Genomic DNA, 26,073 nt, shown 5'->3' on the forward strand with positions numbered 1-26,073 from the left:
GCCATGCACACCGACACCGAATCCCGCCCCCCGATGTGCCACCTCGAGATCGACAACCGCGGCGTGGCCCGGTTGACCCTCGACCGCCTCGAGGTCCACAACGCCTTCGACGACCACCTGATCGGCGAGCTCAACGACCACCTGCGCCGCGCCGGCGAGCTCGCCCACCGCGGCGAGGTGCGCCTGCTGGTGCTGGCCTCGAAAGGCAGGAACTTCTCCGCCGGCGCCGATCTGCACTGGATGAAGCGCATGGCCGACTACGACTTCGAGGACAACCTGGCCGACGCCCGCGAGCTCTCGGCGCTGATGCACGGCCTCGACACCCTGCCCTGCCCGACCGTGTGCCGCGTGCAGGGCGCGGCCTTCGGTGGCGCCGTTGGCCTGGCCGCCTGCTGCGACATCGTCGTCGCCTCCGAGAAGGCCCGCTTCTGCCTCTCCGAGGTCCGGATCGGCCTGTCGCCGGCGGTGATCAGCCCCTACGTGCAGCGCGCCATCGGCGAGCGGCAGCTGCGCCGCTACGCCCTGACCGCCGAGGTCATCGACGCCGCCACCGCCCAGAAGCTGGACCTCGCCCACTGCGTGGTCGAGCCCGACGCCCTGGACGCCACCGTCGACGCCATGATCGACACCCTGCTGGCCACCTCGCCCCAGGCCAGCCGCGCCACCAAGGCGCTGCTGGCCGAGGTCGCCCGCGAGCCCGACAGCAACGCCACCCGCGACCACACCTGCCGCATCATCAGCGAGCTGCGGGTGAGCCACGAGGGCCAGGAAGGCCTGGCCAGCTTCTTCGAAAAACGCCGCCCCGCCTGGGCCCCGGATTCCGACACGGAGCGCCATTCATGAGCCCGACGACCCATTCCGCCCCGCGCTTCGACACCCTGCTGGTCGCCAACCGCGGCGAGATCGCCTGCCGCGTGATGCGCACCGCGCGGCGCATGGGCCTGCGCACGGTGGCGGTCTACTCCGACGCCGATGCGGGCGCCCGCCACGTGCGCGAGGCCGACGAGGCCGTGCGCCTGGGCCCGGCCGCCGCCCGCGAGAGCTACCTGAACGTGGACGCGGTGATCGAGGCCGCGCGGCGCACCGGCGCCGGCGCCATCCACCCCGGCTACGGCTTCCTGTCCGAGAACGGCGCCTTCGTCGAGGCGCTGGAGGCCGCCGGCATCGTCTTCGTCGGCCCGCCCGCCCCGGCCATCGCCGCCATGGGCGACAAGTCCGCCGCCAAGGCGCGCATGCAGGACGCCGGCGTGCCGCTGGTGCCCGGCTACCACGGCGAGAGCCAGGACGACGCCCTGCTGTTTGATGAGGCCGAGCGCATCGGCTATCCGGTGCTGCTCAAGGCCAGCGCCGGCGGCGGCGGCAAGGGCATGCGCGTGGTCGAGAACGACGGCGAGTTCCAGGCCGCGCTGGACGGCTGCCGCCGCGAGTCGAAGGCCGCCTTCAATGATGACCGCATGCTGATCGAGAAGTACCTGGTGCAGCCGCGCCACGTGGAGGTCCAGGTGTTCTGCGACCGCCACGGCAACGGGGTCTACCTGTTCGAGCGCGACTGCAGCGTGCAGCGTCGCCACCAGAAGGTGCTCGAGGAGGCGCCCGCGCCGGGCATGACCGAAGCGCTGCGCCGCGAGATGGGCGAGGCCGCGGTGCGCGCCGCCCGCGAGATCGGCTACGTGGGGGCCGGCACCGTCGAATTCCTGCTGGATGCGGATCGCTCGTTCTACTTCATGGAGATGAACACCCGCCTGCAGGTGGAGCACCCGGTCACCGAGATGATCACCGGCCAGGACCTGGTCGAGTGGCAGCTGCGCGTGGCCATGGGCGAGCGGCTGCCGCTGGCCCAGGACGAGCTGAAGATCGGCGGCCACAGCTTCGAGGCGCGGCTCTACGCCGAGGATCCGGCGCAGGACTTCCTGCCCGCCACCGGCACCCTGAGCCGCTTCGCCCTGGACCTCGCCGGTGCCGGGCTGGAGGCCGACAAGGTCCGGCTGGACAGCGGCGTGGAGAGCGGCGATGCCGTCTCGATGCACTACGATCCGATGCTCGCCAAGCTGATCGTGCACGGTGACGACCGCGCCCAGGCCCTGGCCACCCTCAACCGCGCCCTGGCGGCGCTGGACGTGCGCGGCGTGGTCACCAACCGCGCCTTCCTCCAGCGGCTGGCCGGCCATCCGGCCTTCCGCGCCGCCGAGCTCGACACCCGCTTCATCGAGCGCCACGAGGCCACCCTGTTCGCCGCGCGCGAGACCGCGCCGGAGGAATACGCCGCCGCGGCGCTGATCGGCCTGCACCAGCTGGCCCGGGAGTGCGAGAGCGACTCGCCCTGGGACCGCCACGACGGCTTCCGCCTGAACGCGCCCCACACCATCCGCATCGCCCTGTGCGCGCCCGAGCATGCGGCGGACGAGGACGACGCCGAGCGCGTGACGGTGGTCGAGGGCCGGCGCGAGCGTGAATCCGCCCCCTGGCAGCTGACGCTCAAGGGCCAGACGTTCGCTGCCACCCTCGAGCCGCTGGAAGGCGACGCCGTGGCGGTGACTATCGACGGCCATCGCCGCCGGCTTCAGGCGCGTCGAGACGATAATGTCGTGGTGATGGTCGACCCGATGCGCGAGACCCGCCTTTATTGGCGGCGCATCGACGCCATCGACCACGGCCAGCGCGAGGCCGAATCCACCCTCACCGCGCCCATGCACGGCACCGTGGTGGCATTGCTGGCCGAGGCCGGCAGCCGAGTCGAGAAAGGCATGCCGCTGATGGTGATGGAGGCCATGAAGATGGAGCACACCCTGGCCGCCCCCGCCGACGGCCACGTGGCATGCTTCCACTTCGCCGCCGGCGACACCGTCGGCCAGGGCGACGTGCTGCTGGAATTCGCGCCGGAGGAGTAAGCCATGACATTCCCCACCCACGTTCGCCTGGTCGAGGTCGGCCCCCGCGACGGGCTGCAGAACGAGCCCGAGGCGATCGACACCGGCACCAAGCTGGCCCTGATCGACCGCCTGGGCGCGGCGGGCATCACCCACATCGAGGCGGCGAGCTTCGTCTCCCCCAGGTGGGTACCGCAAATGGCAGACCATCGCGAGGTGATGCACGGCCTGCGCCGCCACCAGGGTGTGACCTACTCCGCCCTCACGCCCAACCTCAAGGGCCTGGAAACCGCGCTGGAGTGCGGCGTCGACGAGGTCGCGGTGTTCGGCGCCGCCTCCGAGGCGTTCTCGCGGAAGAACATCAACTGCTCGGTGGCGGAATCGCTCGAGCGCTTCGCCCCGGTGCTGGAGCGCGCCCGCGAAGCCAACGTCCGCGTGCGCGGCTACGTCTCCTGCGTGCTCGGCTGCCCCTACGAGGGCGAGATCGCCCCCGCCAGGGTGGCCGAGGTCGCCAGGGCGCTGCATGAGATGGGCTGCTACGAGGTCTCGCTGGGCGACACCATCGGCACCGGCACCCCGCTCAAGGCCAAGCGCATGCTGGAAGCCGTGGCCCGCGCGGTGCCGCTCGAGCGCCTCGGCGCCCACTTCCACGACACCTACGGCCAGGCGCTGGCCAACCTCTACGCCGTGCTCGAGGAGGGCATCGCGGTGATCGACAGCTCCGTGGCCGGGCTCGGCGGCTGCCCGTATGCGAAGGGCGCCTCGGGCAACGTGGCAAGCGAAGACGTGGTCTACCTGCTCAACGGCCTCGGCATCGCGCACGGCGTCGACCTCGAGAAGCTCGCCGCTACCGGCAGCTGGATCACCCGCGCCATCGACCGGCCCAACCGGTCCAAGGCGGGCGTGGCGCTAGCCGCGAAGTAAGCGCCCCAACCGCCGCGCCCAAAACGACACGCCCCCGAACCGGATAAACGGCTCGGAGCTTTGCTTGTCAGGCGGAAGAGGCCCCGCTGTGCGCAAGCGCCGACGGCGTCCGGCACCCCACGATGGCCGGGGCCTCCTGGATCAGCGCTTCATCTTCGAGCGCCGCCACCATGAAGCGGGCGAAATCCACCCGGCGGGTGAGGTTGCTGGCGAGGATGGGATCGCCGACATGCCGGGACCACACCGGCAGGCCCTGGCTCTCGCCCTCCTCAAGATCGCTGCCCCGCACGACGGTCCAGCGGGTATCGTTTTCGAACACGCGCCGGCAGGCCTCGACCTGATCATCCAGGTCCGCGAAGCGGGTCAGGCGCGCGAGCCAGCCGAAGACCGCCACGACGGCCTTGAACCTCCAGGGGTAGACGTCCTGGCCATCGCGGGAGATATGCCAGCCACAGGAAAAGACGAGGCGCGCCCCCGGCCGGGCGTGGTCGAGCACCGCCTGAGCGGTTCCTGTCGCGTACTGCTGAACGCCCCAGGGCACCAGCACCGTCAGCACACCGTCGCAGCCGGCGACCGCCTGCTTGATCACCGCCGGATCGTTCGTCGCGCCGGGCACGATTGTCATGCGCCCCTCGAAGGCGACGAGCTTGCCCACGCTCTTCTCCCGGCACACCCCGACCACCTCGTCACCCCGCTCGAGCGCCTGTTGCACCATGTACCGGCCGAGCTTGCCCGACGCCCCGACAATGCAGACCTTCATGACCTCACGCCTCCCCTCACCCGTCATGGCTCATGATGCCGCATTTTGCGGCTGCCCGCTGGACGTCGGCGTCAGGACTGACCGGCACGCCGCAACGCCATGAGGTCACCGCCGACGATGGCGTCGAGGTGACCGGTGATCTTTTCGGCACTCCAGTCCCACCAAGCGATCTCCAGCAGCGCATCGATCGTGGCGTCATCGAAGCGCTGCTTGATGACCCGCGCGGGATTTCCTCCCACGACGCTGTACGCCGGGACGTCCTCCACCACGACGGACTTGCTCGCGATGATGGCTCCACTGCCGATCTTCACGCCCGGCATGAGGATCGCCTCGTAGCCGATCCAGACGTCATGGCCGATTTCCGTATCGCCCTTGTAGGGAAGATCGCCCTCTTCGGGCGCCGCCTTTTCCCAACCGTTGCCGAAGATGAAAAACGGATAGGTGGAAAATCCTGACACCTGGTGGTTCGCACCGTTCATGATGAACGTGACACCTTTGGCGATCGCACAGAACTTGCCTATGACCAGCTTGTCGCCAATAAAGGGAAAGTGGTAAAGCACATTGCTTTCGAACCGCTCGGTCCCTTCCGGGTCGTCGTAGTAGGTGTAGTCGCCGACCACGATGTGGTCCGAGGTAATGTAATGCTTCAGGTAACCGACTTGGGGAAATCCCTTCATCGGTGTTCTATCGTCAGGGCTAGGGCCTTTCATATTACCTCCCGTATCAACAAGACATCTACGACGCCCGGCATCCACCACGACCAGCACATCCCCCTCGCGTCATCATGGCCGACACTGCCCCGTCGAAGGCACCTCAGGCAGCATCCTTTGTGCGCATGCCCATCACGATTTCAGATAGTCATCACAGACGTCCAATGTGTAGATCGTCCTTGATTGCACCAGGCACTCGCGCATTGTCTGACGAGACAACCGATACCGCTCGTCTGTCACATCCTTGTCCTTCTCCCACTGCTCTCGGCTTGGCCATTGGGCGTAGCCGATCAAGACATTGGGGTTATCAGAGGTATGTAGCCTGGAGCCCAGGCTGCCACAGTGCTGGTAAATCGCTTTGGTCACTTCCAGCCACGCCTCGCGAAATTCCGCTTCTTTACCATCCTTGATCTCGAACTCATACATGGCCACGAACATGATCTTTCCTCCCATCGTGGTCGGTTTCCATGCCTCCAGGATGGCCAAGGCGGCTTTCTCGTCATGGGCGCCGGGCCGTCGGCCAGATCGCTAGAGGCCCATCATACTGCCTCCCTCACCTCGGCCATGAAGCGGCCCGAGGAGGCGCGCCGGGCACCATTTCGGGTCTCGGGACACGGCGCGCCGCCCACTGTCCGAGCCATACCGAACCGAGGACGATCACCGCACCGCCGGCCTGCAGCGGGCTCAGCCTCTGGTCCAGCAGCATCCAGCCGAGCGCCACGGCCGTCACCGGGCTCATCATCCCGAGCATCGAGACCGCCGCCGGCTCGATGCGGGCGACGCCGCGAAACCACAGGAAATAGGTCAGGGCGGCGCCGATCAATCCAAGGTAGCAAAGGCCGACAAGGTTGGTCGTTGTCAGAGCGGGCAGCGCCGGTTCGCCGAACCAGGCCAGCGGCACCAGCAGCAGGCCGCCCGCCGTCAGCTGCCAGGCGGTGAAGGTCAGCGGCGAGACCGGTGGCTGCCACTTGCGGCTGAGCACCGTACCGGCCGCCATCGACAGGGCACCGCCGAGGCCTGCCGCCACGCCGATAGGGTCCAGCTCCGCGGCGGGGGTGAGCACCAGCAAGGCGACCCCGCCGACACCGGCCATCGCCGCCATGACCGACAGCGTCATGATCGGCATGCCCAGCAGGCCGCGCGCCAGGATCAACACGCACAACGCCTGCAGCGCGCCCAGAGTGGCCGCCACGCCACCCGGTAGCCGATAGGCCGCCACGAACAGCAGGGTCCAGAAGATCGCGAAGTTGAAGGCGCCAAGCAGCAGCACCCTGCCCCACCACTCCCTCCCTGGCAGCCGGCGGACCAGCAACAGCAGCAGCAGACCGGCAGGCAGGGCACGCAGCACGGCCAGCGTGATCGGATAGCCCTGGGGCAAGAGCTCGCTGGTGACGATATAGGTGCTGCCCCAGACGGCGGGCGCCAGGCCAGTGAGCAGCAGGTCGGTCAAGCGGTTCATGGCGATGCCTCGCATCGGTCAGGGCACCGGGCTTTGGAAGGAAGATCAGCCCGGCGCGGGAAATCAGGAGGTGAGCTGGTTGGCGACGATGCTCAGGTTGTCGACTAGCTGCGCGCGCAGGCTGTCCAGCGGGCCATTGACCAGCCGCTGTCCCGTCTCGCGCACGATCACCGTGGGCACCATGCTGACCCGCCACCGCCGGGCCAGACACAGATTGGCCTCGACGGCATCGAGCGTCGCCGGGTCTTCCATCAGCCGCGTGAAGGCATGGGTGCCGAACCCCGCTTCCCGGGCGATGGCCCTGAGCACCTCGGGATCCGCGACGTTGCGGGCCTCGCTGAGGTGGGCGACCTGGATGGCATCGAACATCCTCCAGTGGCCCGCCTGGCCCGCCAGGTACTGCGCGGCCTGGCAGGCCAGGGCACCGGGCAAGCCATGGGGATAGTCAAAGGGAGCCCGGCGCATACCCTCGATGTTGAAGCGCTCTGGAGCCTCACTGGCCTCCCGGCAGGCCGTCCAGTGATCGAGGATCGTCGCCTTGGCTCGGGCCATGGAGCCGAAGACCTCCACCATGCATTCAGGGCTGTCCTGCAGAACGAAGGTGCGATGCCGGACATGCAGCTCGAACTCCTCGGCCAGCCGATGCAGCCGCGGCGACAGGTTGAAGCACCAGCCGCAGACGACATCGTGAAAGAAGTCGAGGGTCAGCGAGGGGGTGGACGGAAGGCTCATCAGACGCCCACCTCCTCGCCGGACGGCAGAGCAAGGCGCGAGCTATCGCGACCGGCGGCCAGGTGCGCGGCGATCTCGGCCACATGGCGTCCCTGGAAGCGGGCGCCGGCCAGCTCCGTGTCGCTAGGCTGGCGCGAGCCGTCGCCGCCGGCCACGGTGCCGGCACCGTAGGGCGAGCCGCCGACGATCTCGTCGTGTCTCATCTGGCCCGTGAAGGTGTAGGGCAGCCCGGCGATCAGCATGCCGAAGTGCAGCAGGGGCACCTGGGTGGAGAGCACCGCCGCCTCATGGCCGCCATGCTGCGAGCCGGTGGAGGTAAAGACGGCACCTACCTTGCCGACCAGCGCATTGCGTGCCCAGAGCCCGCCGGCCTGATCGATGAACTGCTTCATCTGAGACGCCATGTTGCCGAAGCGCGTCGGCGTGCCGAGGATGATGGCGTCGTAGTCGGGCAGGTCTTCGACCCGGGCCTCCGGGGTGTCGTCGATGACCTGGCCTGCCGCCTGGCGCACCGCCGCCGATACCGTCTCGGGGACACGGCGGAGGTCGACCTGCACGCCGGGAAGGCTGCGGGCACCCTCAGCTTCCGCCTCGGCAAGGGAGCGAATATGGCCGTAGCTGGAGTAGTAGAGAACGAGAACGCGGGTCATGGTAAGCCTCTCTGTTTCGCATGGGTGACGAAACAGAGCATGAGGCCGCATGAGAGGAAGAATAAGCGGGAAAATGGCAGGACATTCTTTACTCAGGGTAAAGAGTGCCGAAAAGCGAGGGCACGACCTGGAGATCAGCCGCCCAGCCGCTCCCTGAGGTGGTCGAGGAAGGCCAGGGTCTTAGCGTCGGTACCCAGGCGCGAGGCGGTAACGGCATAGACCTGTCGGGTCGGAAGCTCGAAGGCAGGCAGCACCCGCACCAGCTGGCCGGCCGCCTCGGCCGGATCGGAGATGAAGTCTGGCAGGGCGCCGATACCCTGGCCGGCGATCAGCATATCTCGCAGCATCAGGCTGCTGCCGACCTCCAGGCGCGCGGGGCAAGGCACCGAGACCGTACCGTCGGGGCCTTGTAGCACCCAGTGGTGGGCATCGTCCGCCAACAGGTAGCTCACCGCCTCATGCTCGGCGAGTGCCTCCGGCCCCCGCGGGGTGCCATGGGCCGCCAGGTAGGCCGGGCTGGCGAACAGTCGCTGGTGCACCGGCGCGATGCGCCGGGCGATGAGGCTCGAGTCCGACAGGGTGGCGCGCACCCGGATCGACAGGTCGAAGCCTCCCTCGACCATGTCGATCACGCGATCCTCCAGGGCCAGCGACACCTCGACCTCCGGATAGCGCTCCATGAAGCCGGGCAGCAGCGGCGACAGCACCATCAGGCCGAAGGACTGAGGCGCATTGATACGCAGCCGTCCCCGCACGCGGTCGGTATGCTCGCGCACCCTTTCCTCGACCTGGTCGACCTCCGCGAGCAGGCGACAACTCTCCTCGTAGTAGAGGCGACCCTGCTCGGTCAGGGACATTCTGCGGGTGGTGCGCGTGAGCAGCGTGCAGCCCAGGTGCCGTTCCAGGCGCTTGGTGTCACGGCTCAAGAGCCCGGGAGAAATGCCGAGATCCTCCGCCGCCCTGGCGAAGCTGCCACGCTCCACGATGCGGCAGAAGGCCCTCATGACCGCCAATCTGTCCAAGGTGTGACTCCGTAAATGCTGCGGGAAAATAGGCACGATCTGCCTCTGCGGACAGAGACGGCCAGCGGGGAGATCCTGTGGTCACCGGATCATGCCTCATGCCCGCCGCTGTTCACAGGGGGCAGGCGGTTACTACTTGAGCTTGAGGGTCGGATGCCGCCGCTGCGCGGCGCCGGGCTACGCGCCATCGACCGGCCCAACCGCTCCAAGGCGGGCGTGGCGCTGGCCGCCCGGTAGGCTCGCGACGCGCCAGAACGCAGAAGCCCCGAGCCGGTTGACCGGCTCGGGGCTTTAGTGGCGCTTCGGCGCGCGAGCCCGACAGGCTCTGTGCGGAAACCGTCTGCGCTCGCCGACTTTGCGCAAAAGCCTAGGGCCGGCGCCACTCCCCCTTCCGGTATGCCAGGATCTCGCCGCTCTCGTCATCGAGGGCGAACAGGTGCAGCCAGCCGTTATTCACCAGCGACTGCAGGCTCTCGTGGCGCGCGATGATGGCCTCGATTGCCTCGGTGGGCGCCGCGAGATAGGCACTCAGGCGCAGGGGCTCGTGACGCCAGCGCTCGCCGTCGTGCACCGACTGCAGCGGCAGGCCGATGCGCAGGTCGCCGCCGTTACCCTCGAAGACACCGATGTGCCCACCGACCACGTTGTGCAGTACCTTGTTGCCGCTGCCGAACTTGCTATTGTCGGTGACAGAGGCGTTGTACTGCATGTTGATCCAGTGGGCGACCACCATGGGCGCGGTCATGATCAGTTCCAGCCGCGAGGAGTCGGTGTCCGAGCGCCAGTCGTAGTCGTGCAGGAAGCTGCGCCCGTCGAGGTCCAACGGCGTGGTGAGCCGCCGCGGCGCGGCGATGAAGCTGGCGTTGTTGGCCAGGCCCCACTCCGGACGCGTCTGCGCCCAGTCGGCGCCGCGGCGATCGAGGGTCTTCTCCAGCTCCAGTGCGTCGGCCGACAGGCCGAGACTGGCGGCACGCTCGCGCCGGGCCTGGTCGCCGGCCCGCTCGAGCCAGGCACGCTCCTCCTCGCTCAGCGCGAAGGCATCCGCTTCCCCCTCCGGCAGCTCGATGCGATCGGTGATGGTGTGGTGCAGCGCCGGCACGAAGCGGGTCGTTTCCGGGATCACGAGGCCGCTCTCGGCCAGCACCTCGCGCAGCGCGGGATCGTTGAGCAGCCTCGCCAGGGCCCTCACCGAGACCTCCCCGGACTGCCCGCCGCAGGCCCCGCACTCGAGCCCCGCGGCATGCGGATTGTTGCTGCTGTGACTGCCGTGCCCCACCAGCAGCACCCGGGGTGCGAGGTGCTCGGCGAGCCCCATGGCCCCCAGCACGGTCCTTGCGAGCGTCGCCTTGTCGGCCAGGGTCAACGCCTCGCCGCTGTCGCGCCAGTGCCAGCCGAGCTCGTCCATGGCGAGCGGCTCGCGCTTGGCCTTGGCCTCGAGCGAGCGGCGCAGCAGCTTGCCGGCATAGAGCAGGCCGCCCGTTTCCACCGCGGTGAAGCTGGCACTCGCCGTGCGGCTCCACTCCTGCAGGCGCGCCTTCCAGTTGAGCTGCTTCGCCGAACGAGCCTCACCCTCGCAGGAACCGCTCCTGAGGGTCACCCGCGGCGCCAGCAGGCCCGGCAAATGGGGCTGGGCCAGCGCGGTGCCATCCTGCTGGTGTTCCAGGGGCAGGCCGAAGAAGCCGGCGAAGCCCAGGGTCTGGATAGACGGGCTCTGGCTTTCCAGCGCACGGCGCAGCGGCTCGGAGCGCACGTCGATGCAGAACACCGCCTGCAGGCGAGGTTCCTCGGGCGACGAGGCCGAGGCACGCACCGCCTCGCCCAGGGCACGGTGCAGCGGCTGCTGGTAGGCCAGCTCGCCGGCGAGCTGCCACACCCACAGGGGCCGCTGGGCGCGCCGATGGCGTTCGACCCGCTGCGGCATCTCCTCCAGCTCGGCGTGCCACTGGCGAGTCAGATGGTCGCCCTGGTCGGGATACTCCGCCCGGATGTAACGCCACAGCGCCAGCTCCCACGCCAGACGCATCGCCAGCAGGCTGCGCATGTCCGACGCGGGCCCCACGCGCTCGCTCTCTTCCTGCGGCGTGGCCAGCGCCTGCTGCCAGTCCTGGTAGGCCACCCAGGCGGCCCAGCCGTTGATGTCGAGCAGCAGGGCCTGGGCATAGCTCTCGAGACGCTCTGTATCCACCTCCAGCTCGGCGACGGCGGCCTGGAAGAGCCCGTCCTCGGTGTCCGGCAGGGTCTTGAAGTAGCGCAGTAGCGTCGGCTCGCCCATCAGGATGGCGATGCCGCGATCCTTCAGGGTCATCTCCCGCCAGTGCTGATAGAGCCGCATGCCGCGGGGCGCCTGCAGTCGCTCGGCGTTGAGCGGCCCATCCTCCTGGAAGTAGGCGGCGCAGAACTGGCTGATCTGCTGGGTAATCTCGTCGCGCCAGGCCATCTTGTGCTGGCGGTCGCGGCGGGCATCGATCAGGTCGCTGATGTTGTGCCAGTGGGGCAGCCGGCCGAGTTCCTCGACGACATCCAGCAGGTCGCGGTAGCCGCCTTGGTAGTCGAGCCGCTCGGCCGCTTCTTCCAGGTGTTCCGACGTGATCTCGCCGCGTTGCCAGGCGTCCAGGTAATGGCTCGGCGGCATCAGGCACTGGACGTTGCCCAGCGCCGAGAGCCGCGCCGACACGGTCGTGGCATCCTCGCCGCGCTGGGTCCAGTAGGGGCTCACCGCAATCAGACGATCCAGCGGCCAGTTCGGGGCGATGCGTGCGCAGGCGCGGTCCAGCGCCGCGTCCTGGTCAGCGGTCAGCGGCGCGACGTCGTTCGCGTCGGCCGGGCGCACGGCACTAGCATGTTCGAGACTCGTCATTGGGAACTCCCGCGAAAGACGGTGTGCAGCTGCTTGGCCCTGATCCGGCCGGGCAGGTCGTGGGGCCAGAGCCTGAGGGTATTCCGGGTGACCCACTCGTCCAGGTAAAAGCCGGCATAGCAGTAGCGGTTGAGGGTCTGGGATGCCGGATAGTGAAGCCCATGGCGCTGCAGCCAGTAGCCCGCGAAGAGCAGCACGAACAGCGCACTCACCCACAGGTCGCCCCAGAGCGAGACGCGGTGACCGGTCTCGGGCAGAAAGGCGGCGAACAGCGTCTTGAGTCCGACGTAGGCGAGCACCACCAGCGCGGCCAGGCCGACAAAGCCGACGACGGAGCCCGCGGCGCGCTCGCTGTTGCGCTCGGCCAGCAGCACGGTCAGGGCGAGGGCAAGCAGCACCCAGGGGCTGTTGGCGTCGAAGGCCGCCGCCTCTGTCAGGCTGCGTGCCAGCGCCACCACCGCGGCCACCAGCGACACGCTGACAAGGCCAGCCAAGAGCCACTGGCTCGGCGTGGGACTGCGTCCGGGGGCCCGGCGGCGCAGCAGATCCTGCTCGACCGCCTCGCCCGAGCTCAGGAAGGCGTAGGCCTTGTAACAGGAGTGCGCCAGCAGGTGCAGCATCGCTAGCTCCGTCAGCCCCAGGGCGATCTCGACCAGCATCAGGCCCATCTGGGCGCTGGTGGACCAGGCCAGGCGCACCTTGATGCTGACGCGGGTCATCATGACCAGCGCCGCCAGCACGCTGCCGATGCCCGCCACCGCCAGGACCAGCGCCTGGGCCGGAGCCGAGCGCATCAGCAGCGGCGAAAACAGCAGCAGCAGGTAACCGCCGAGGTTGATCACGCCGCCGTGCAGGGTGGCCGACACCGGCGTGGGCGCCTCGACCACCTGGATCAACCAACCGTGCAGCGGGAGCTGGGCGCACTTGATCAGCGCCGCCATCGCGAGCAGACAGGCCGCCGCCTGTTCCGTCAGGGTCAGGACGCCGTCGGCGGAGGCATAGTCGCTCACGATGACGCTGATCCGGGCGCTGTCGTGGTGCAGGTAGAGCAGCAGGAAGGCCACCATGGCACAGAGCTCGGCGGCGCGAGCGAAGAGAAACTTCTTGTGGACCGCCAGCGCCGCACGGGGGCGGTCGGGATAGAACATCAGCAGCTGATGCATCGCCAGGCTGATGCCCAGCCAGGCCAACAGGAACGCGAGGAGGTGATCGCCGAGCACCGCGACGCTCACCGCGGCAAACACCGCCTGAACGAGGGCGACGAAGCGCCGCTGGCGCGGCTCGCCCTGCAGGTAGGTGGCGCTGTAACGCACCACCACGAAGGCGATGAAGTTGGCCAGCAGCAGCATGACCAGCTGCAGCACGCCGCTATGCCACCAGCCGACCACCGCCGGAAGGCCCGATACCAGCCCCAGCACCAGCGCCGAGGCCGACAGCAGCAGGCCGCTGGTGGTCGTGATCCGGCCGGTGCGCCAGGCACGCTCGCGGGGGGCGCGTGCGCTCGTCACTGCCCCCAGCGCCAGGATGACCGGCACCAGAGTAAGCAGGAAGGTGAAGAACAGCGCATGTCCGTGCATGGAAGGCCTCCGGTGGTCCATGGAGCGTGCAGTATCCGGCGAGCCGCTTTTTAATTAAAATAGATATTTATTGACCTATTGTTCTATAAAAAAGAACCCAATGAGCCGACTCAACTACCATCACCTCTACTACTTCTGGCGCGTGGCCCGCGAGGGCAAGCTCACGCGGGTGGCGGAAACGCTGCACCTGTCGCAGAGCGCCCTCTCGGCACAGATCCGCAAGCTGGAAGACAGAATGGGCAAGCCGCTCTTCGAGCGACGCCATCGCGCCCTGGTGCTGACCGAGGCAGGACGACGGGTGTTCAACTATGCCGAGGTGATCTTCACCAAGGGCGAGGAGCTGGAGTCGCTGATCGGCCGCGGCATCGAGCCCGAGTATCAGCGCCTGCGCATCGGCACGCTCTCCACCATGTCGCGCAACTTCATCGAGAGCTTCATCGCCCCCCTGATCCACCAGAGCGGCCAGCGCGTCCACTTCAGCCTGCACGCCCGCGACATGGCCAACCTGCTCGATGGCCTGGCCCGCCACGAACTCGACGTGGTGCTGACCAATACCCAGATGCCGCCATCCGATTCCCCGCAGGCCTCATGGCAGAGTCAGCTGCTGGCCCGGCAGCCGCTGTCGATCATCGGCCCGCCCGACTCGCTCCCCGGCCGCCCCTTCCCCGAGGGCTTCGACGACATGCGCTGGGTGCTCCCCGGCGAGCATCACGAGATTCGCCGCGCCTTCGATGGCCACTGCAGCCTGTACCAGTATCGGCCGAAGATCCTCGCCGAGGCCGACGACATGGCCATGCTGCGCCTGCTGGCCCGTGACAGCGGCGCCCTGAGCGTGATGCCCGAGGTGGTGGTCAAGGACGAGCTGCAGCAGGGGCGTCTGACCCGCGTGGAGCAGCTGCCCAACGTCTACGAGAACTTCTATGCCATCACCCTGCCCCGGGAGTTCATGCCGGGCATCGTCTCGGAGCTGCTGGCCCGGCCCCCGAAGGACATGGCCTAGGTCGGTGACCCCTTGCCCCCAACGAAAAGCCCCGAACCGGTCTCCCGGTTCGGGGCTTTGCCTTGTCAGGCAGTTTTACCGGCTAGCGCAACGCGCGGCTCAGGCGCTGGCCTTCTCGGCGGCCAGGGCGGCGCGATGCGCGTGCAGCTTCTTGTAGCTCTCGATCAGGCGCTGGTGACGCTCCAGGCCCTCGAGCTGCATGCCGACCGGCTCCAGGCCCGGGAAGCGGATCGTGCCGTTCACCGCGCCGACCACGGTCTCCATGGTCGCTTCGCCGAACATGCGCTTGAAGTTGTAGAGGAAGTCCTCGAGCTCCAGCTCGTCGTCCAGGGCGATCTCCAGCACCGCGTTCACGGCCTGGTAGAACAGCCCGCGCTCGACGGTGTTGTCGTTGAACTGCAGGAACATCTGCACCCGATCCAGCGCGTCCTCGAACTGGCCCAGCGCCAGGTTGGCCATCAGCTTGAGCTCGAGGATGGTCAGCTGGCCCCAGACGGTGTTCTCGTCGAACTCGATGCCGATCAGGGTGGTGATGGTCTCATGGTCGTCGATCTGGGTCTCTTCCAGGCGCTCCAGCAGGTCGCTCAGCTGCTCGTCGTCGAGGTCGTGCAGGTGCAGGATATCCTCGCGGAACAGCAGCGCCTTGTTGGTGTTGTCCCACACCAGGTCCTCGACCGGATAGACCTCGGAGTAGCCCGGCACCAGGATGCGGCACACCGGCGCGCCCAGGTCCTCGTGCACGGCCTGGTAGGCCTCCAGCTCGAGCTCCTCGAGGATGCCGAACAGGCCCGCGGCCTCCTCTTCCGTACTGTTGGAGCCGCTGCCGGAGAAGTCCCACTCGACGAACTCGACGTCGGCCTTGGAGCTGAAGAAGCGCCAGGACACCACGCCCGAGGAATCGATGAAGTGCTCGACGAAGTTGTTGGGCTCGGAGACCGCCAGCGAGTTGAAGGTGGGCGGCATGAAGTCGTTCAGGCCCTCGAAGCTGCGGCCCTGCATCAGCTCGGTCAGGCTGCGCTCCAGCGCCACCTCGAAGCTCGGGTGCGCGCCGAAGGAGGCGAACACGCCGCCGGTCTTGGGGTTCATCAGGGTGACGCACATCACCGGGAACTGGCCGCCGAGGGAGGCGTCCTTGACCAGAACCGGGAAGCCCTGGGCCTCCAGCGCCTCGACGCCCTCGAGGATGTGCGGGTACTTCTGCATCACCTCCAGCGGCACGTCGGGCAGCGTGATCTCTTCCTCGATGATCTGGCGCTTCACCGCCCGCTCGAAGATCTCCGACAGGCACTGCACCTGGGCCTCCGGCAGGGTGTTGCCGGCGCTCATGCCGTTGCTGAGGAACAGGTTCTCGACCAGGTTCGACGGGAAGTAGACCGTCTCGCCGTCCGACTGGCGCACGTAGGGCAGCGAGACGATGCCGCGCTCGGCGTTGCCGGAGTTGGTGTCGATCAGGTTGGAGCCGGCCAGTTCGCCCTCCGGGTCATAGATCGCCCGGCAGTGGTCGTCGAGGATGCCGTCCGGCAGCGAGTCGTTCGGCCCCGGCTGGAACCACTTCTCGTCCGGATAGTGGACGAAGTCGTGATTGGCGAGGTCCAGGCCGAAGAACTGGTCGTTGTAGAAGAAGTTGCAGCTCAAACGCTCGATGAACTCGCCCAGCGCCGAGGCCAGCGCGCTCTCCTTGGTGGAACCCTTGCCGTTGGTGAAGCACATGTTGGAGTGGGCATCGCGGATGTGCAGCGACCACACGTGGGGCACGATGTTGCGCCAGGAGGCGATCTCGACCTTCATGCCGAGGCGCTCGAAGATCGCCGTCATGTTGGCGATGGTCTGCTCCAGCGGCAGGTCCTTGCCCTCGATCCAGGTGCTCTCGCCCTCCTCCGGCTTGGCCATCAGCAGGGCCTGGGCGTCCTCGTCGAGGTTCTCGACCGTCTCGATCTGGAACTCGGGCACGTTCTGCACCACCCGCTTGACCGAGCAGCGCTCGATGGAGCGCAGGATGCCCTGGCGGTCCTTATCGGAGAGGTCCTCCGGCAGCTCGACCTGGATCTTGAAGATCTGCTTGTAGCGGTTCTCCGGGTCGACGATGTTGTTCTGCGACAGGCGGATATTCTCGGTGGGAATATCACGCGCGTTGCAGTAGACCTTGACGAAATAGGCCGCGCACATGGCCGACGACGCCAGGAAGTAGTCGAAGGGACCGGGGGCCGAGCCGTCGCCCTTGTAGCGGATCGGCTGGTCGGAGATGACGGTGAAATCGTCGAACTTGGCCTCCAGCCGGAGGTTGTCGAGATAGTTGACCTTGATTTCCATTGACAAAGCACCGGATTCGTGTGTGGGGCGGCCGTAGCGCGTAGCCGGCCATTATCCAGCTTTTGGCGGGCTTCGTCTTGGGCGGGTGGTCAAAAAAGCGCCGGCCGGCGTGACCGGCAGACGCCGCCCTGGCGGGACGGCCTCAGCGGAGCGCTTCGTCTGGTGGGGGAAAGCCCCCGAGCGCCCGGGCCGCATCAGGTTGATGTGGTAGCGAGCGGAGAGCCGGCCCCGTCACGATGCCTCGGGGGCCGATGTTCATGCTTGGCCAAGCTTTTCCATGTACTCCTTCAATACATGAGCGTGACTGTGCTTCTTGTCTTTTGCGCCGTATAAAAGCACCAGGTCATCCCGATCAACCTCGGATAAGTACTTCTTCACGTCATCTTTCTTGTTGCTCAGCTCGCTCATGTATTGCTTCCTGAACTCCCCCCATTTCTCGGGATCATGAGAAAACCACTTCCTGAGATCATCACTTGGGGCCAGTTCCTTCCAGTGCCCATCGAGATGTGCCTCTTCCTTCGATACGCCTCGTGGCCACAACCGGTCCACCAGGGCGCGATAACCCGACGGCGGTTCATCGTCATAGATACGGTAGGTGATGATGTTCATCCTCACTCCTCTCGACGCGTGATGTCTGCAGACTCCGCCGCATGATCAGCACCGGCATTTTCGTCCGTGTCATCACGGCGGAGGCCGCATTCTCGTCAATTAAGAGCCTATGCCATCACGTCGATGAGCACCAAACGCCACCGATGAGATGACGGGCACTCCCCTGTCACGGTCACCGGGAACGGGGGGCGGCTGGCATCCTGGCGAGCACGACATGATTCCCGGGGCATCGGCGCAGGCCCGGGGAAGGCGCCCGAAGGCCCGGCACTTGACCGGCCGATGTTTCCGTACCACGCTTAAGATTATGTTTATAAAGGCATCCATCGCCATCGCTCGGTAGCCGTGTCGGTACTCGATGCACCGTGATGGCATCACGCGCGGCTCGGCGAGCACGACATTCGCCCATCATCTGGCAGGCCGGGCCAGCGCCACCTCGGTGTCGCTAGCCGCTACGCCGACGCATCGCTTCCGATACAGCCCCACCGACACAGGCACGTTGCTGTCATATCTACCCACCCCTGGAGGATGAGACCGTGACCGACCATCGCCATAACACCGAGACCACTACCGCTGGCGAGCCCTATCCGAGTGATGAACATTCGCTGACCGTCGGCAACGATGGGCCGATCGTCATGCACGATCATTTCCTCATGGAACAGATGGCCGCCTTCAACCGGGAAATGATTCCGGACCGCCAGCCACACGCCAAAGGCGGCGGGGCTTTCGGCCATTTCGAGGTTACCGAGGATCTCAGCCACTACACCAAGGCGGCCTTCCTGCAACGGGGCGCCAAGACCGAGATGGTGGCACGCTTTTCCACCGTCGCCGGCGAATCCGGTAGCCCGGATACCTGGCGTGACCCACGCGGTTTTGCGCTCAAGTTCTATACCGACGAAGGCAACTTCGACATGGTGGGCAACAATACGCCCGTCTTCTTCGTCCGGGACCCGATGAAGTTCCAGCACTTCATCCATTCGCAGAAGCGGCGTGCCGATAACGGACTCCGCGATCACGACATGCAATGGGACTTCTGGACCGAGTCTCCCGAGTCGGCCCACCAGGTGGCCTGGCTCATGGGGGATCGTGGCATTCCCGCCACCTGGCGCCACATGAACGGCTATTCGAGCCATACCTACATGTGGGTCAATGCCAAGGGGGAGCGTTACTGGGTCAAGTATCACTTCAAGACCGACCAGGGCATCAAGTGTCTGACCCAGGAACAGGCCGACCGGATGTGCGGGGTAGACAACGACTACCATCGCCGAGACCTGTTCAACGCCATCGATCGCGGCGAGTATCCGACCTGGACCCTGTACGTGCAGATCATGCCGTATGAGGACGCCAGGACCTACCGGATCAGCCCCTTCGACCTGACCAAGGTCTGGCCACACGAGGACTATCCGCTGCACAAGGTCGGCACGATGACGCTGGACCGCAATCCGACCGATTTCCACTCGGAGATCGATCAGGCGGCATTCGAGCCCAACAACATGGTGCCCGGCACTGGCGTCTCCCCCGACAAGATGCTGCTGGCCCGCGTGACCTCCTATGCGGATGCCCACCGAGCCCGGCTCGGCGTGAACTACAAGCATATCCCGGTCAATGAACCCAAGGTTCCCGTTCACAGCTACACCAAGGGCGGCGCCATGCGCATCCACAAGACGGCCGACCCGGTCTATGCGCCCAATACCAAGGGAGGTCCACGCGCCAACCCGGATGCCTACCCGGCCGACAACGTATGGGAGGCCAACGGCAGCATGGTCCGCGAGGCCTACACGCTGCGCGAGGACGACGGCGACTTCAATCAGGCCCACGACCTCGTCAGCAAGGTCATGGACGATGCCGAGCGGGACCGCCTGGTGTCCAATGTGGTCGGCCATCTCTGCGGCGGCGTCACCGAGCCCGTGCTGGAGAAGGCCTTCCAGTATTGGAAAAACATCGATCAGCGGGTCGGCGAACGCATCGAGCAAGGGGTGCGCGACCACCTCAACGCCAGGTAACGTTCGCGCTGTCGCGATCCCGGCATCGGCAAACGGCGATTCCCATGAATCGCCGTTTCGCCAGATCGGGATCGAGCGCTTGCCCGCCTGAAGGCCCGCGGTATTCGGGTATATGAGGTTTTCGTGCGCCGGGGAGGCCCGGCGCGAAGGGAGCACGCCATGTCACGACCGACCGATGCCCAGGCAGCCGATCATGCCGAGCCCGAGAACGATTCGGCGCCGATCCGCCGGATGCGCCTGGTCTACGACGGCGACTGCCCGATCTGTCGGCGCTATGTGCTCTGGTATCGCATCCGCCGCGACGTCGGCGAGCTGGAGCTGATCGACGGGCGCGAGGATAGCGAGGCCCGCCGCGAGCTCAGCGCCCAGGGCATCGACCTGGACCAGGGCTTCGCGCTGCAGGTCGGCGAGCGCTGGTATCACGGCAGCGAGACCCTGCATCGCCTCACCCTACTCGGCACGCGCAGCGGCGTGTTCAACCGGCTCATGTATCGCCTGTTTTCGAGCCGCGGGCGAGCCGCCCGCCTCTACCCCTGGCTCAAGGCCTGTCGCAACGCCCTGCTGCGGCTGTGCCGCATCCCGCCCATCGACAACCTTCGCCGTTGAGCGGCTGAGCGGCTGAGCGGCAGCGGGCTCGCCCGCCAACGACCGCGGTTCAGCCGAAGCGGGTCGCCAGGAAGCCGGCGATGGCCGCGTTCACCCGCTCCGGCTGCTCCAGCGCCGAGAGATGACCGGCAGCGGGGATGATCGCGAGGCGCGAGTCCGGCAGCCGCTCGTGAAGGCGGCGCGAGAACGGCACCGGCAGCGAGCGGTCCTCCTCCCCCATCGCCACGAGCGCCGGCATGTCGATCTCGGCCAGGCGCTCGAGCAGCGAGTCGCGCTTGATCAGGGCGTCCAGGCCCAGCAGCGCCGAGGGCACGTCCACGGAGGCGAAGCGCGCCTTCCACTCGGCCACCAGGGCCGGCTGCTCGCGGCGGGTGGTGGCCGAGAACATCAGCCGCGCCACCGAGGACAGCAGCGGCCCCAGCCCGAAGCGCCTGGCGACGGCGCCCATGGCGCGATACTCGAGCGTGTGGGCCAGGGTCTCCGGGCCGGCGTCGGTGTCCATCAGGATCAGGCCAGCCACGCGCTCGGGGTATTCCCGCGCGGCGCGCAGCGCCACCATGCCGCCGATCGAGAGCCCGCACCACACGGCACGCTCGATGCCGAGCTCGTCGAGCACCGCGATCACGTCCGAGACGGCGTCGTAGAGCGTGAACGGCTCGCTGAGGTGGCTCGAGCCGCCGTGGCCGCGGAAGTCGATGTTGATGATCCTGCGCTCGCCGTCCAGCGCGGGCAGCTACTCGCGCCACATCTCGCCGGAGCAGAGGAAGCTGTGGCCCAGCACGATGGGTAGGCGCTGGCTCGCCTCGCAGCCATGGTCCTCGAAGGCAATCCTGACGCCGCGGTTCTCGACCAGGATCATGATGCTATCTCGTCGGTTGTCTCATGGCTGGGTGACGGCAGGATAGCAAAAGCCCCGGGCCATGGCGGGCCCGGGGCTTCGATCAGGCAGCGGGCCAACGGCCCGCGTCCGCCGTCACTCGCGGCCGACGGCCACCGTCGCAGAGGCAGGCGCCCGCTCGCCGCCCAGCCGGGTCAGGCCGTTCGGCGCGGCGATGCGGAAGAAGCGCTCCACCACCTCGCTCGGGGCCGGCCGGGTGGCCAGCGACACCGCCACGAACACCGGTAGGTTGAGCATCAGCCCCCAGAAGCCGGCGTGGATGCCCAGCGGGTGCTTCCACACGGTGGTGAAGGCCACGGTCACCAGGAAGCCGCTGACGATGCCCGCCATCACGCCCCACTTCGAGGCGCGCGGCCACAGGAACATGCCGATGAAGGCCGGCAGCACCTGGGTGGCAAAGCCCAGCCCCACCAGCAGGATCATCACCAGGCTGCCGGGCTCGGCGATCGCCAGCGGCGCGATCACCAGCGCCATCAGGGGCACGATCATCCAGCGCGCCAGCGTGCCGGTGAACGCCTCGGAGAGCCCCAGCAGCGGCTGCACCACGTCCTTGCTCCAGGACAGCGCCACCGAGTGGATGAACGGCTCGCTGGAGGACATCGATGCGGCCAGGGTGCCGGCACCGAGCAGCCCCACCAGCCACACCGGCAGGAACTGCATGGCGTATTCGAGCACCACGGTATCGGCACGGGCCAGGTCGGGCAGCGCGAAGATGCCGATGAAGCCCACCACCACCATCGGCAGGATCACCACGTAGTAGGTCGGCAGCCAGGTGGCGCTGCGGCGGATGGTGCGCGCGGAGGACGCGCTCATCCACTGGGTCCACACCGGCGGCATGAAGGAGAACATCGACACGATGATGGAGGTGGTCCAGAAGCTGAAGCTCATGTCGCCACCGCCGCCGGGCAGGGTCAGGAAATCACCGTGCTCGGCCTGCAGCCGCGAGAACAGCGCGCCGACATCGAGCCCGCCGGTGGCACCGTGCAGCGCCCACAGCCCCACCGCCCAGGCCACCACCAGCATCAGCACGCCCTGGAAGGCGTTGGTGCGGCCGATGGCGCGCTGGCCGCTGACGAACAGGTAGACGGCGATGCAGGCCAGCACCAGCGGCACCGCCAGCCACACCGGGATGACCCCGCCGCTCATCACGTTGAGGATGTAGGCCGAGCCGATGGTCTGCAGCACCGCGTAGGCCACCGAGCCGATCGACATCACCAGCGCCGCCAGCGCCCCCAGCAGCGGGCTCTGGTAGCGGTCGGCGATGGCGCTGGCCTGGGTGACATGGCCGAAGCGCTCACCGAACTGCCACACCTTGGGGCCGAAGTACCAGGCGATCAGCGCCAGGTAGGCCAGATAGACGGCCACGTAGAACACCGGCACGCCCTTGGCATAGGCCCAGCCCGGCGCGCCCATGAAGGTGTAGGCGCTCACGCTGCCGGCGGCGATCAGCAGATACAGCGTCACCGGGCCCATGCTGCGCCCGGCCACGCCCCACTCCTCGAGGCTGTTCATGCGCCGCCCGCCGCGGGCGCGCAGGCCGATGATCATGCCGATGGCCACATAGGCCAGGGTGATGAGAAACGCCCAGGCACTAGTCATGCTCACGCTCCTTGCGTGCGAGCACGCGATTGGCGATCAGCATCACGGCGAAGCAGGCGAAGATCACCACATAGCTCCACACCACCAGCAGCGGCAGGCCCAGCACCAGCACGGCACGATTCACCCAGCCGATCACCGGCCAGATGCCGGCCGCCACCACGGCGATGAAGGCGATGAGCAGCCCCCAGCCGGCACGGCTGGTGGGCAGGACGACGAGTCGAGATGACATGACAAGAACTCTCCCACGAGGAATATGTGAGGCAATGCCCGAGAGATGGACGCGGACCTTACTGCGCCGCGGGGGGAGAAGGCCAGCTCGGCGCGAGCGCCAGACGGGTCTCCAGCACCTTGGCCAGCTTCAGCACGAAGTGATCCGCCAGCCGCGGACCGACCAGCTGCACGCCTAATGGCATGCCATCGCGGGAAAAACCGGCGTTGAGCGACAGCGCCGGCTGCTCCCCCATGTTCCACGGCACGGTGTAGACGATGTGCTCGAAGGGGCGACGCGGATCGTTGGAGGGCGACGGCCAGTCCGCGGGGAAGGCGACGTTGGGCGTGGTCGGCGAGATCACCGCGTCGAGGTCGTCAAACACCGCCTCGGTGGCGCGGCGCATGGCCAGGGTCTGTTCGAAACCGCGCACCGCTTCCCCGCCACCGATCCGCCCGCCGTCGTCGGCCCAGGCAAGGATCGCCGGCAGCACCCGTTCACGCTGCTCGTTCGACAGCGCCGACAGGGCATTCCACTGGCGCACCCGCCAGAAACGATCCAGGCCATCGAGCATCTCGCGCGTCATCACCGGCGCCAGCGGCACCAGCGTGGCCCCGGCGGCCTCGAGCCGGGCGGCGGCGGCCTCCACGGCGGCGGCGATGGCGTCGTCCAGCGGCAGGCCGCAGCCGGCCTCCATCATCACGCCGATGCGCAGCCCCGACACGTCCAGATCGAGGTCGCGCCAGTCGATGTCCTCCGGCGGCAGGCGTGTCGCATCGCGACGATCGGTACGTGACAGGGCCGTCATCATCAGCGCGGCGTCGTCGACGCTACGCGTCATCGGGCCGGCACAGCGCCCCACGTAGTAGGGATCGATGGGAATCCGCCCCAGCGTCGGCTTGAAGCCGACGGTGCCACACCAGGCGGCGGGCAGGCGCACCGAGCCGCCGATGTCGGTGCCCACGTGAAGCGGGCCGTAGCCCGCGGCGGCGGCCGCTCCGGCGCCGGAGCTTGAACCGCCGGTATTGCACTCGAGCCGCCAGGGATTGCGGGTCACTCCATGGAACGAGGACAGCCCCGAGGAGAGCATGCCGAAGTCGGGACACGTCGTCTTGCCCAGCAGCGTCGCACCGTCCTCGGCGAGGCGTGCCGCCGGCGGCGCATCGTCGGCGGCCGCAGACTGGTCGCCGAGCCCGGTGCCGCTCGGCACCGGCTGGCCGCAGGTGGCAATCAGCTCCTTGAGCGTGACGGGCACGCCGTCCAACGCCCCGCGCGGCTCGCCTCGCGTCCAGCGCTCGCTGGAGGCCTTGGCTGACGCCAGAAACGCCTGCGGACGGAAATCGTAGAGCGCATTGAGGTGCGGCTCCCAGCGCTCGACGTGCCGGACCAGGGCCTCGGCGGCATCCAGCGGCGACAGGCGCCTGTCACGATAGGCCGCCAGCAGCTGGGTGGCGGTCATCTGATGGGGATCGATCATGAGGGCTTTCCGTGATTGTTGTTGATGTGGCGGGTGTCCTCAGCCTGGCGCGTTCCCGTGTCACCAGCCATCACAATGATGACGCCAGGGTGTCCACGTTTTGTGTGCACCCCGTCCGCCTCTGCGCCGGCCACTGCCCTCTTCCGCCCGCGATACCGATCAGTCCTGATCCCCCAGACCCTGATCCCCCAGGCCCTGAAGCGCCGAGGCCAGCAGCCCCAGGCAGGCGTCGGTGGCGAAACTGCGCTGACGATGTCGATGCAGGCAAAGATCGAGGCGGGTGCGCGGCAGCTCGCCCGGCGCCAGCGGCACGCTCGCCAGCTGACCGCCGCCGCACTCTCGGGCGACCGCCATGGGCGGAAGAATCAGCAGCGCGGCACCGGCCAGCGCCAGCGCCTTCTGGGTCTCCAGGGAGGCGGTATGGAAGGTGGGAGTCAAGGTGACCCCCTGATCGCGAGCCGCCTGGTCCAGGGCCTGACGCACGCCGTAGTGTTCGTCGGGCAACGCCAGCGGGTGCTCGGCAAGCTCGGCCAGGCGCAGCTCCCCCTTGACGGCGAGCGGATGGCTCGGCGCCATCACCACGTGGTGCTCCAGGTGACTGCTGGCAAACGGCTGGATATCGTCATGATGCGGCAGGAAGAAGGCCAGCCCGATATCGGCATCACCGCTGCGCAGCGCTTCGACGATCTCGCCGGCGCTGGCGATCTGTATGTCGAAGCGCAACCGCGGGTAGTGCCGCCCGAGATCGGCCAGCGTCGGCGCCAGCAGACCCGCCACCACCCCCTCGGCCACCCGCAGACTGACCCGCCCGGTGCGTAGTCCCTTGAGGTCGCCGATCTGCTCCTGGACCCGCTCCAGGTCTCGCAGGGTCCGCCTGGCCTGCACCGCCAGCAGCTCGCCGGCCGACGTCAGGCGGATACCGCCGGGGCCACGCTCGAGCAGCGGCGCCCCGAGCCGGTGCTCGAGCAGATCGATCTGACGGCTGATAGCGGTAGGCGCGATATGCAGCCGCGCCGACGCCTCACGCAGCGAGCGGCAGCGGGCGACCGTGTCGAAGTAGTGAAGGGCTCTCCAGTGCATGGTTCAGACCGGCCGCGCGGCGGCAGACGACCCGAGGCCGCGCGGCGAGAGGTCCCGCCGCATGATGGTCACGGTCTCGCCGTGGTACTCGCGCTCCTCCACGTCTTCCCAGCCCAGCCGCCGATACAGCGACTGCTGGTCCGGCGTGTAGAGATAGAACAGCTCGTGGCCGCCGTCCTCTGCCTCTTGCTCCACCCGGCGCACCAGCGCGGAGGCGATGCCGCGGCCACGCCACTCCGGCAGCACGAAGACCGATGCCAGCCAGGGCGTCAGCTCGCGACGGTCGCTCATGTCGTCGGCGACCAGGCTGGCCATGCCCACCGGCCGCTCGCCGTCCATGGCGGCGAACACCGAGGGCACGCCTTGCGATCCGCAGTCGGCACGGAAGGTGGCGATGGTGGCGGCGCGACTGCGCCCGGGATGCAGATGCCCCCACTGGTCATGGGCCCAGCCCGCCAGTGTCGGCACGAGGGGCGAGAGGGCGTCGATGCGGACGAGAGGCAGGCCGGATTCCATGGCGAGAGTCTTCCTGTCGAGTGGCGTGATGTGGCCAGGCCGCGCACGGCCCGGCAAAAAACGCCACAGTATCCCCGCTCCGGCCGCCACTGGCCAGGGCCCCTCCCCGACCCGGGCGGCTCGGCCAGGCGCGAGGGCTCGGCCACCCGGGAAGATGCCGATGTCCATCACCCTCGAACAGGCCCTGGCACCAGTGGTCACACGGCTGGTCG

Annotated in this window: 24 protein-coding genes; 6 read left to right on the plus strand and 18 right to left on the minus strand. The window is 67.7% G+C overall.

From position 1 onward, the window contains the following. Window positions 1–3 precede the first annotated feature (3 nt). Genes UYS_RS0209870 through UYS_RS0209880 form a run of 3 tightly spaced genes read left to right on the plus strand, consistent with a single transcriptional unit; the run spans window position 4 to window position 3,791 of the window. On the plus strand, window positions 4–843 hold the full coding sequence (locus UYS_RS0209870) for an enoyl-CoA hydratase-related protein (RefSeq protein WP_016855341.1): 840 nt from the start codon (window positions 4–6) through the stop codon (window positions 841–843). Further along, a complete protein-coding gene (locus tag UYS_RS0209875) occupies window positions 840–2,888 on the plus strand; it encodes an acetyl-CoA carboxylase biotin carboxylase subunit (RefSeq protein WP_016855342.1) in 2,049 nt (682 codons plus the stop codon). Before UYS_RS0209870 ends, UYS_RS0209875 begins: the two co-directional genes overlap by 4 nt. Window positions 2,889–2,891: 3 nt before the next feature. Continuing rightward, window positions 2,892–3,791, plus strand: coding sequence for a hydroxymethylglutaryl-CoA lyase (locus tag UYS_RS0209880; protein WP_016855343.1), 900 nt, complete (start codon window positions 2,892–2,894; stop codon window positions 3,789–3,791). A gap of 67 nt (window positions 3,792–3,858) precedes the next feature. On the opposite strand, the gene UYS_RS0209885 is transcribed toward UYS_RS0209880, so the two are convergent. The 9 genes from UYS_RS0209885 to UYS_RS0209930 form a co-directional block, all read right to left on the minus strand. Then, the gene (locus UYS_RS0209885; protein WP_156821593.1) at window positions 3,859–4,551 is read right to left on the minus strand and encodes an NAD(P)-dependent oxidoreductase; all 693 of its coding nucleotides are present in this window, start codon (window positions 4,549–4,551) and stop codon (window positions 3,859–3,861) included. Window positions 4,552–4,622: 71 nt separating this feature from the next. Beyond that, window positions 4,623–5,261, minus strand: coding sequence for a Vat family streptogramin A O-acetyltransferase (locus UYS_RS0209890; RefSeq protein ID WP_026068467.1), 639 nt, complete (start codon window positions 5,259–5,261; stop codon window positions 4,623–4,625). Between the two features lie 132 nt (window positions 5,262–5,393). Continuing rightward, window positions 5,394–5,747 carry an antibiotic biosynthesis monooxygenase family protein gene (locus UYS_RS0209895; RefSeq protein ID WP_237738450.1) on the minus strand — a complete coding sequence of 118 codons (354 nt, stop codon included), beginning with the start codon at window positions 5,745–5,747 and terminating at the stop codon, window positions 5,394–5,396. Between the two features lie 67 nt (window positions 5,748–5,814). Beyond that, window positions 5,815–6,720: an EamA family transporter gene (locus UYS_RS0209900; protein ID WP_016855347.1), complete on the minus strand. Its 906-nt coding sequence runs from the start codon at window positions 6,718–6,720 to the stop codon at window positions 5,815–5,817. A 63-nt stretch (window positions 6,721–6,783) separates the two neighbouring features. Continuing rightward, on the minus strand, window positions 6,784–7,452 hold the full coding sequence (locus UYS_RS0209905; protein ID WP_016855348.1) for a DsbA family oxidoreductase: 669 nt from the start codon (window positions 7,450–7,452) through the stop codon (window positions 6,784–6,786). After that, window positions 7,452–8,102, minus strand: coding sequence for an NAD(P)H:quinone oxidoreductase (gene wrbA, locus UYS_RS0209910; protein ID WP_016855349.1), 651 nt, complete (start codon window positions 8,100–8,102; stop codon window positions 7,452–7,454). The genes UYS_RS0209905 and wrbA overlap by 1 nt, the downstream gene beginning before the upstream one ends. A gap of 134 nt (window positions 8,103–8,236) precedes the next feature. Then, window positions 8,237–9,106, minus strand: a complete 870-nt coding sequence (locus UYS_RS0209915) for a LysR family transcriptional regulator (RefSeq protein WP_016855350.1) — start codon at window positions 9,104–9,106, stop codon at window positions 8,237–8,239. Window positions 9,107–9,491: 385 nt separating this feature from the next. Beyond that, window positions 9,492–11,981 (minus strand): YbcC family protein, encoded by a 2,490-nt coding sequence (locus tag UYS_RS0209925; RefSeq protein WP_016855351.1) that lies wholly within the window; start codon window positions 11,979–11,981, stop codon window positions 9,492–9,494. Beyond that, window positions 11,978–13,558: an NADH-quinone oxidoreductase subunit L gene (locus tag UYS_RS0209930; protein WP_016855352.1), complete on the minus strand. Its 1,581-nt coding sequence runs from the start codon at window positions 13,556–13,558 to the stop codon at window positions 11,978–11,980. Before UYS_RS0209930 ends, UYS_RS0209925 begins: the two co-directional genes overlap by 4 nt. Window positions 13,559–13,658: 100 nt before the next feature. Between UYS_RS0209930 and UYS_RS0209935 the strand changes: the two genes are divergently transcribed. Next, complete coding sequence (locus tag UYS_RS0209935) at window positions 13,659–14,558, plus strand: LysR family transcriptional regulator (protein ID WP_016855353.1); 900 nt, start codon at window positions 13,659–13,661, stop codon at window positions 14,556–14,558. 99 nt (window positions 14,559–14,657) lie between these two features. On the opposite strand, the gene UYS_RS0209940 is transcribed toward UYS_RS0209935, so the two are convergent. Both UYS_RS0209940 and UYS_RS0209945 read right to left on the minus strand, forming a co-directional pair. Continuing rightward, the gene (locus tag UYS_RS0209940) at window positions 14,658–16,868 is read right to left on the minus strand and encodes an OsmC domain/YcaO domain-containing protein (protein WP_016855354.1); all 2,211 of its coding nucleotides are present in this window, start codon (window positions 16,866–16,868) and stop codon (window positions 14,658–14,660) included. A 255-nt stretch (window positions 16,869–17,123) separates the two neighbouring features. Then, entirely contained in the window at window positions 17,124–17,477 is a 354-nt protein-coding gene (locus UYS_RS0209945) for a DUF488 domain-containing protein (RefSeq protein WP_016855355.1), read from the minus strand. A gap of 533 nt (window positions 17,478–18,010) precedes the next feature. On the opposite strand from UYS_RS0209945, the gene UYS_RS0209950 reads away from it, so the two are divergent. Together UYS_RS0209950 and UYS_RS0209955 are read left to right on the plus strand one after the other, a co-directional pair. Next, window positions 18,011–19,477, plus strand: a complete 1,467-nt coding sequence (locus tag UYS_RS0209950; RefSeq protein ID WP_016855356.1) for a catalase — start codon at window positions 18,011–18,013, stop codon at window positions 19,475–19,477. Between the two features lie 159 nt (window positions 19,478–19,636). Then, window positions 19,637–20,083, plus strand: a complete 447-nt coding sequence (locus tag UYS_RS0209955; RefSeq protein WP_016855357.1) for a DCC1-like thiol-disulfide oxidoreductase family protein — start codon at window positions 19,637–19,639, stop codon at window positions 20,081–20,083. A gap of 49 nt (window positions 20,084–20,132) precedes the next feature. Here the strand turns inward: UYS_RS0209955 and UYS_RS17240 are convergent, their stop codons facing one another. The 7 genes from UYS_RS17240 to UYS_RS0209990 all read right to left on the minus strand — a co-directional run bounded on the left by UYS_RS17240 (window position 20,133) and on the right by UYS_RS0209990 (window position 25,861). Continuing rightward, a complete protein-coding gene (locus UYS_RS17240) occupies window positions 20,133–20,816 on the minus strand; it encodes an alpha/beta fold hydrolase (protein WP_083868116.1) in 684 nt (227 codons plus the stop codon). Further along, entirely contained in the window at window positions 20,817–20,942 is a 126-nt protein-coding gene (locus UYS_RS18980) for a hypothetical protein (RefSeq protein ID WP_016855359.1), read from the minus strand. Window positions 20,943–21,056: 114 nt separating this feature from the next. Further along, a complete protein-coding gene (locus tag UYS_RS0209970) occupies window positions 21,057–22,580 on the minus strand; it encodes a sodium:solute symporter family protein (protein ID WP_016855360.1) in 1,524 nt (507 codons plus the stop codon). Further along, window positions 22,573–22,809 (minus strand): hypothetical protein, encoded by a 237-nt coding sequence (locus tag UYS_RS0209975; RefSeq protein WP_016855361.1) that lies wholly within the window; start codon window positions 22,807–22,809, stop codon window positions 22,573–22,575. The genes UYS_RS0209970 and UYS_RS0209975 overlap by 8 nt, the downstream gene beginning before the upstream one ends. Window positions 22,810–22,867: 58 nt before the next feature. Beyond that, a complete protein-coding gene (locus UYS_RS0209980; RefSeq protein WP_016855362.1) occupies window positions 22,868–24,265 on the minus strand; it encodes an amidase in 1,398 nt (465 codons plus the stop codon). A gap of 159 nt (window positions 24,266–24,424) precedes the next feature. Continuing rightward, window positions 24,425–25,345 (minus strand): LysR family transcriptional regulator, encoded by a 921-nt coding sequence (locus UYS_RS0209985; protein WP_016855363.1) that lies wholly within the window; start codon window positions 25,343–25,345, stop codon window positions 24,425–24,427. A gap of 3 nt (window positions 25,346–25,348) precedes the next feature. Further along, window positions 25,349–25,861, minus strand: a complete 513-nt coding sequence (locus UYS_RS0209990; protein ID WP_016855364.1) for a GNAT family N-acetyltransferase — start codon at window positions 25,859–25,861, stop codon at window positions 25,349–25,351. Window positions 25,862–26,073: the final 212 nt, after the last annotated feature.

The sequence above is a fragment of the Halomonas smyrnensis AAD6 genome (assembly GCF_000265245.1).
Lineage (GTDB): Bacteria > Pseudomonadota > Gammaproteobacteria > Pseudomonadales > Halomonadaceae > Halomonas > Halomonas smyrnensis.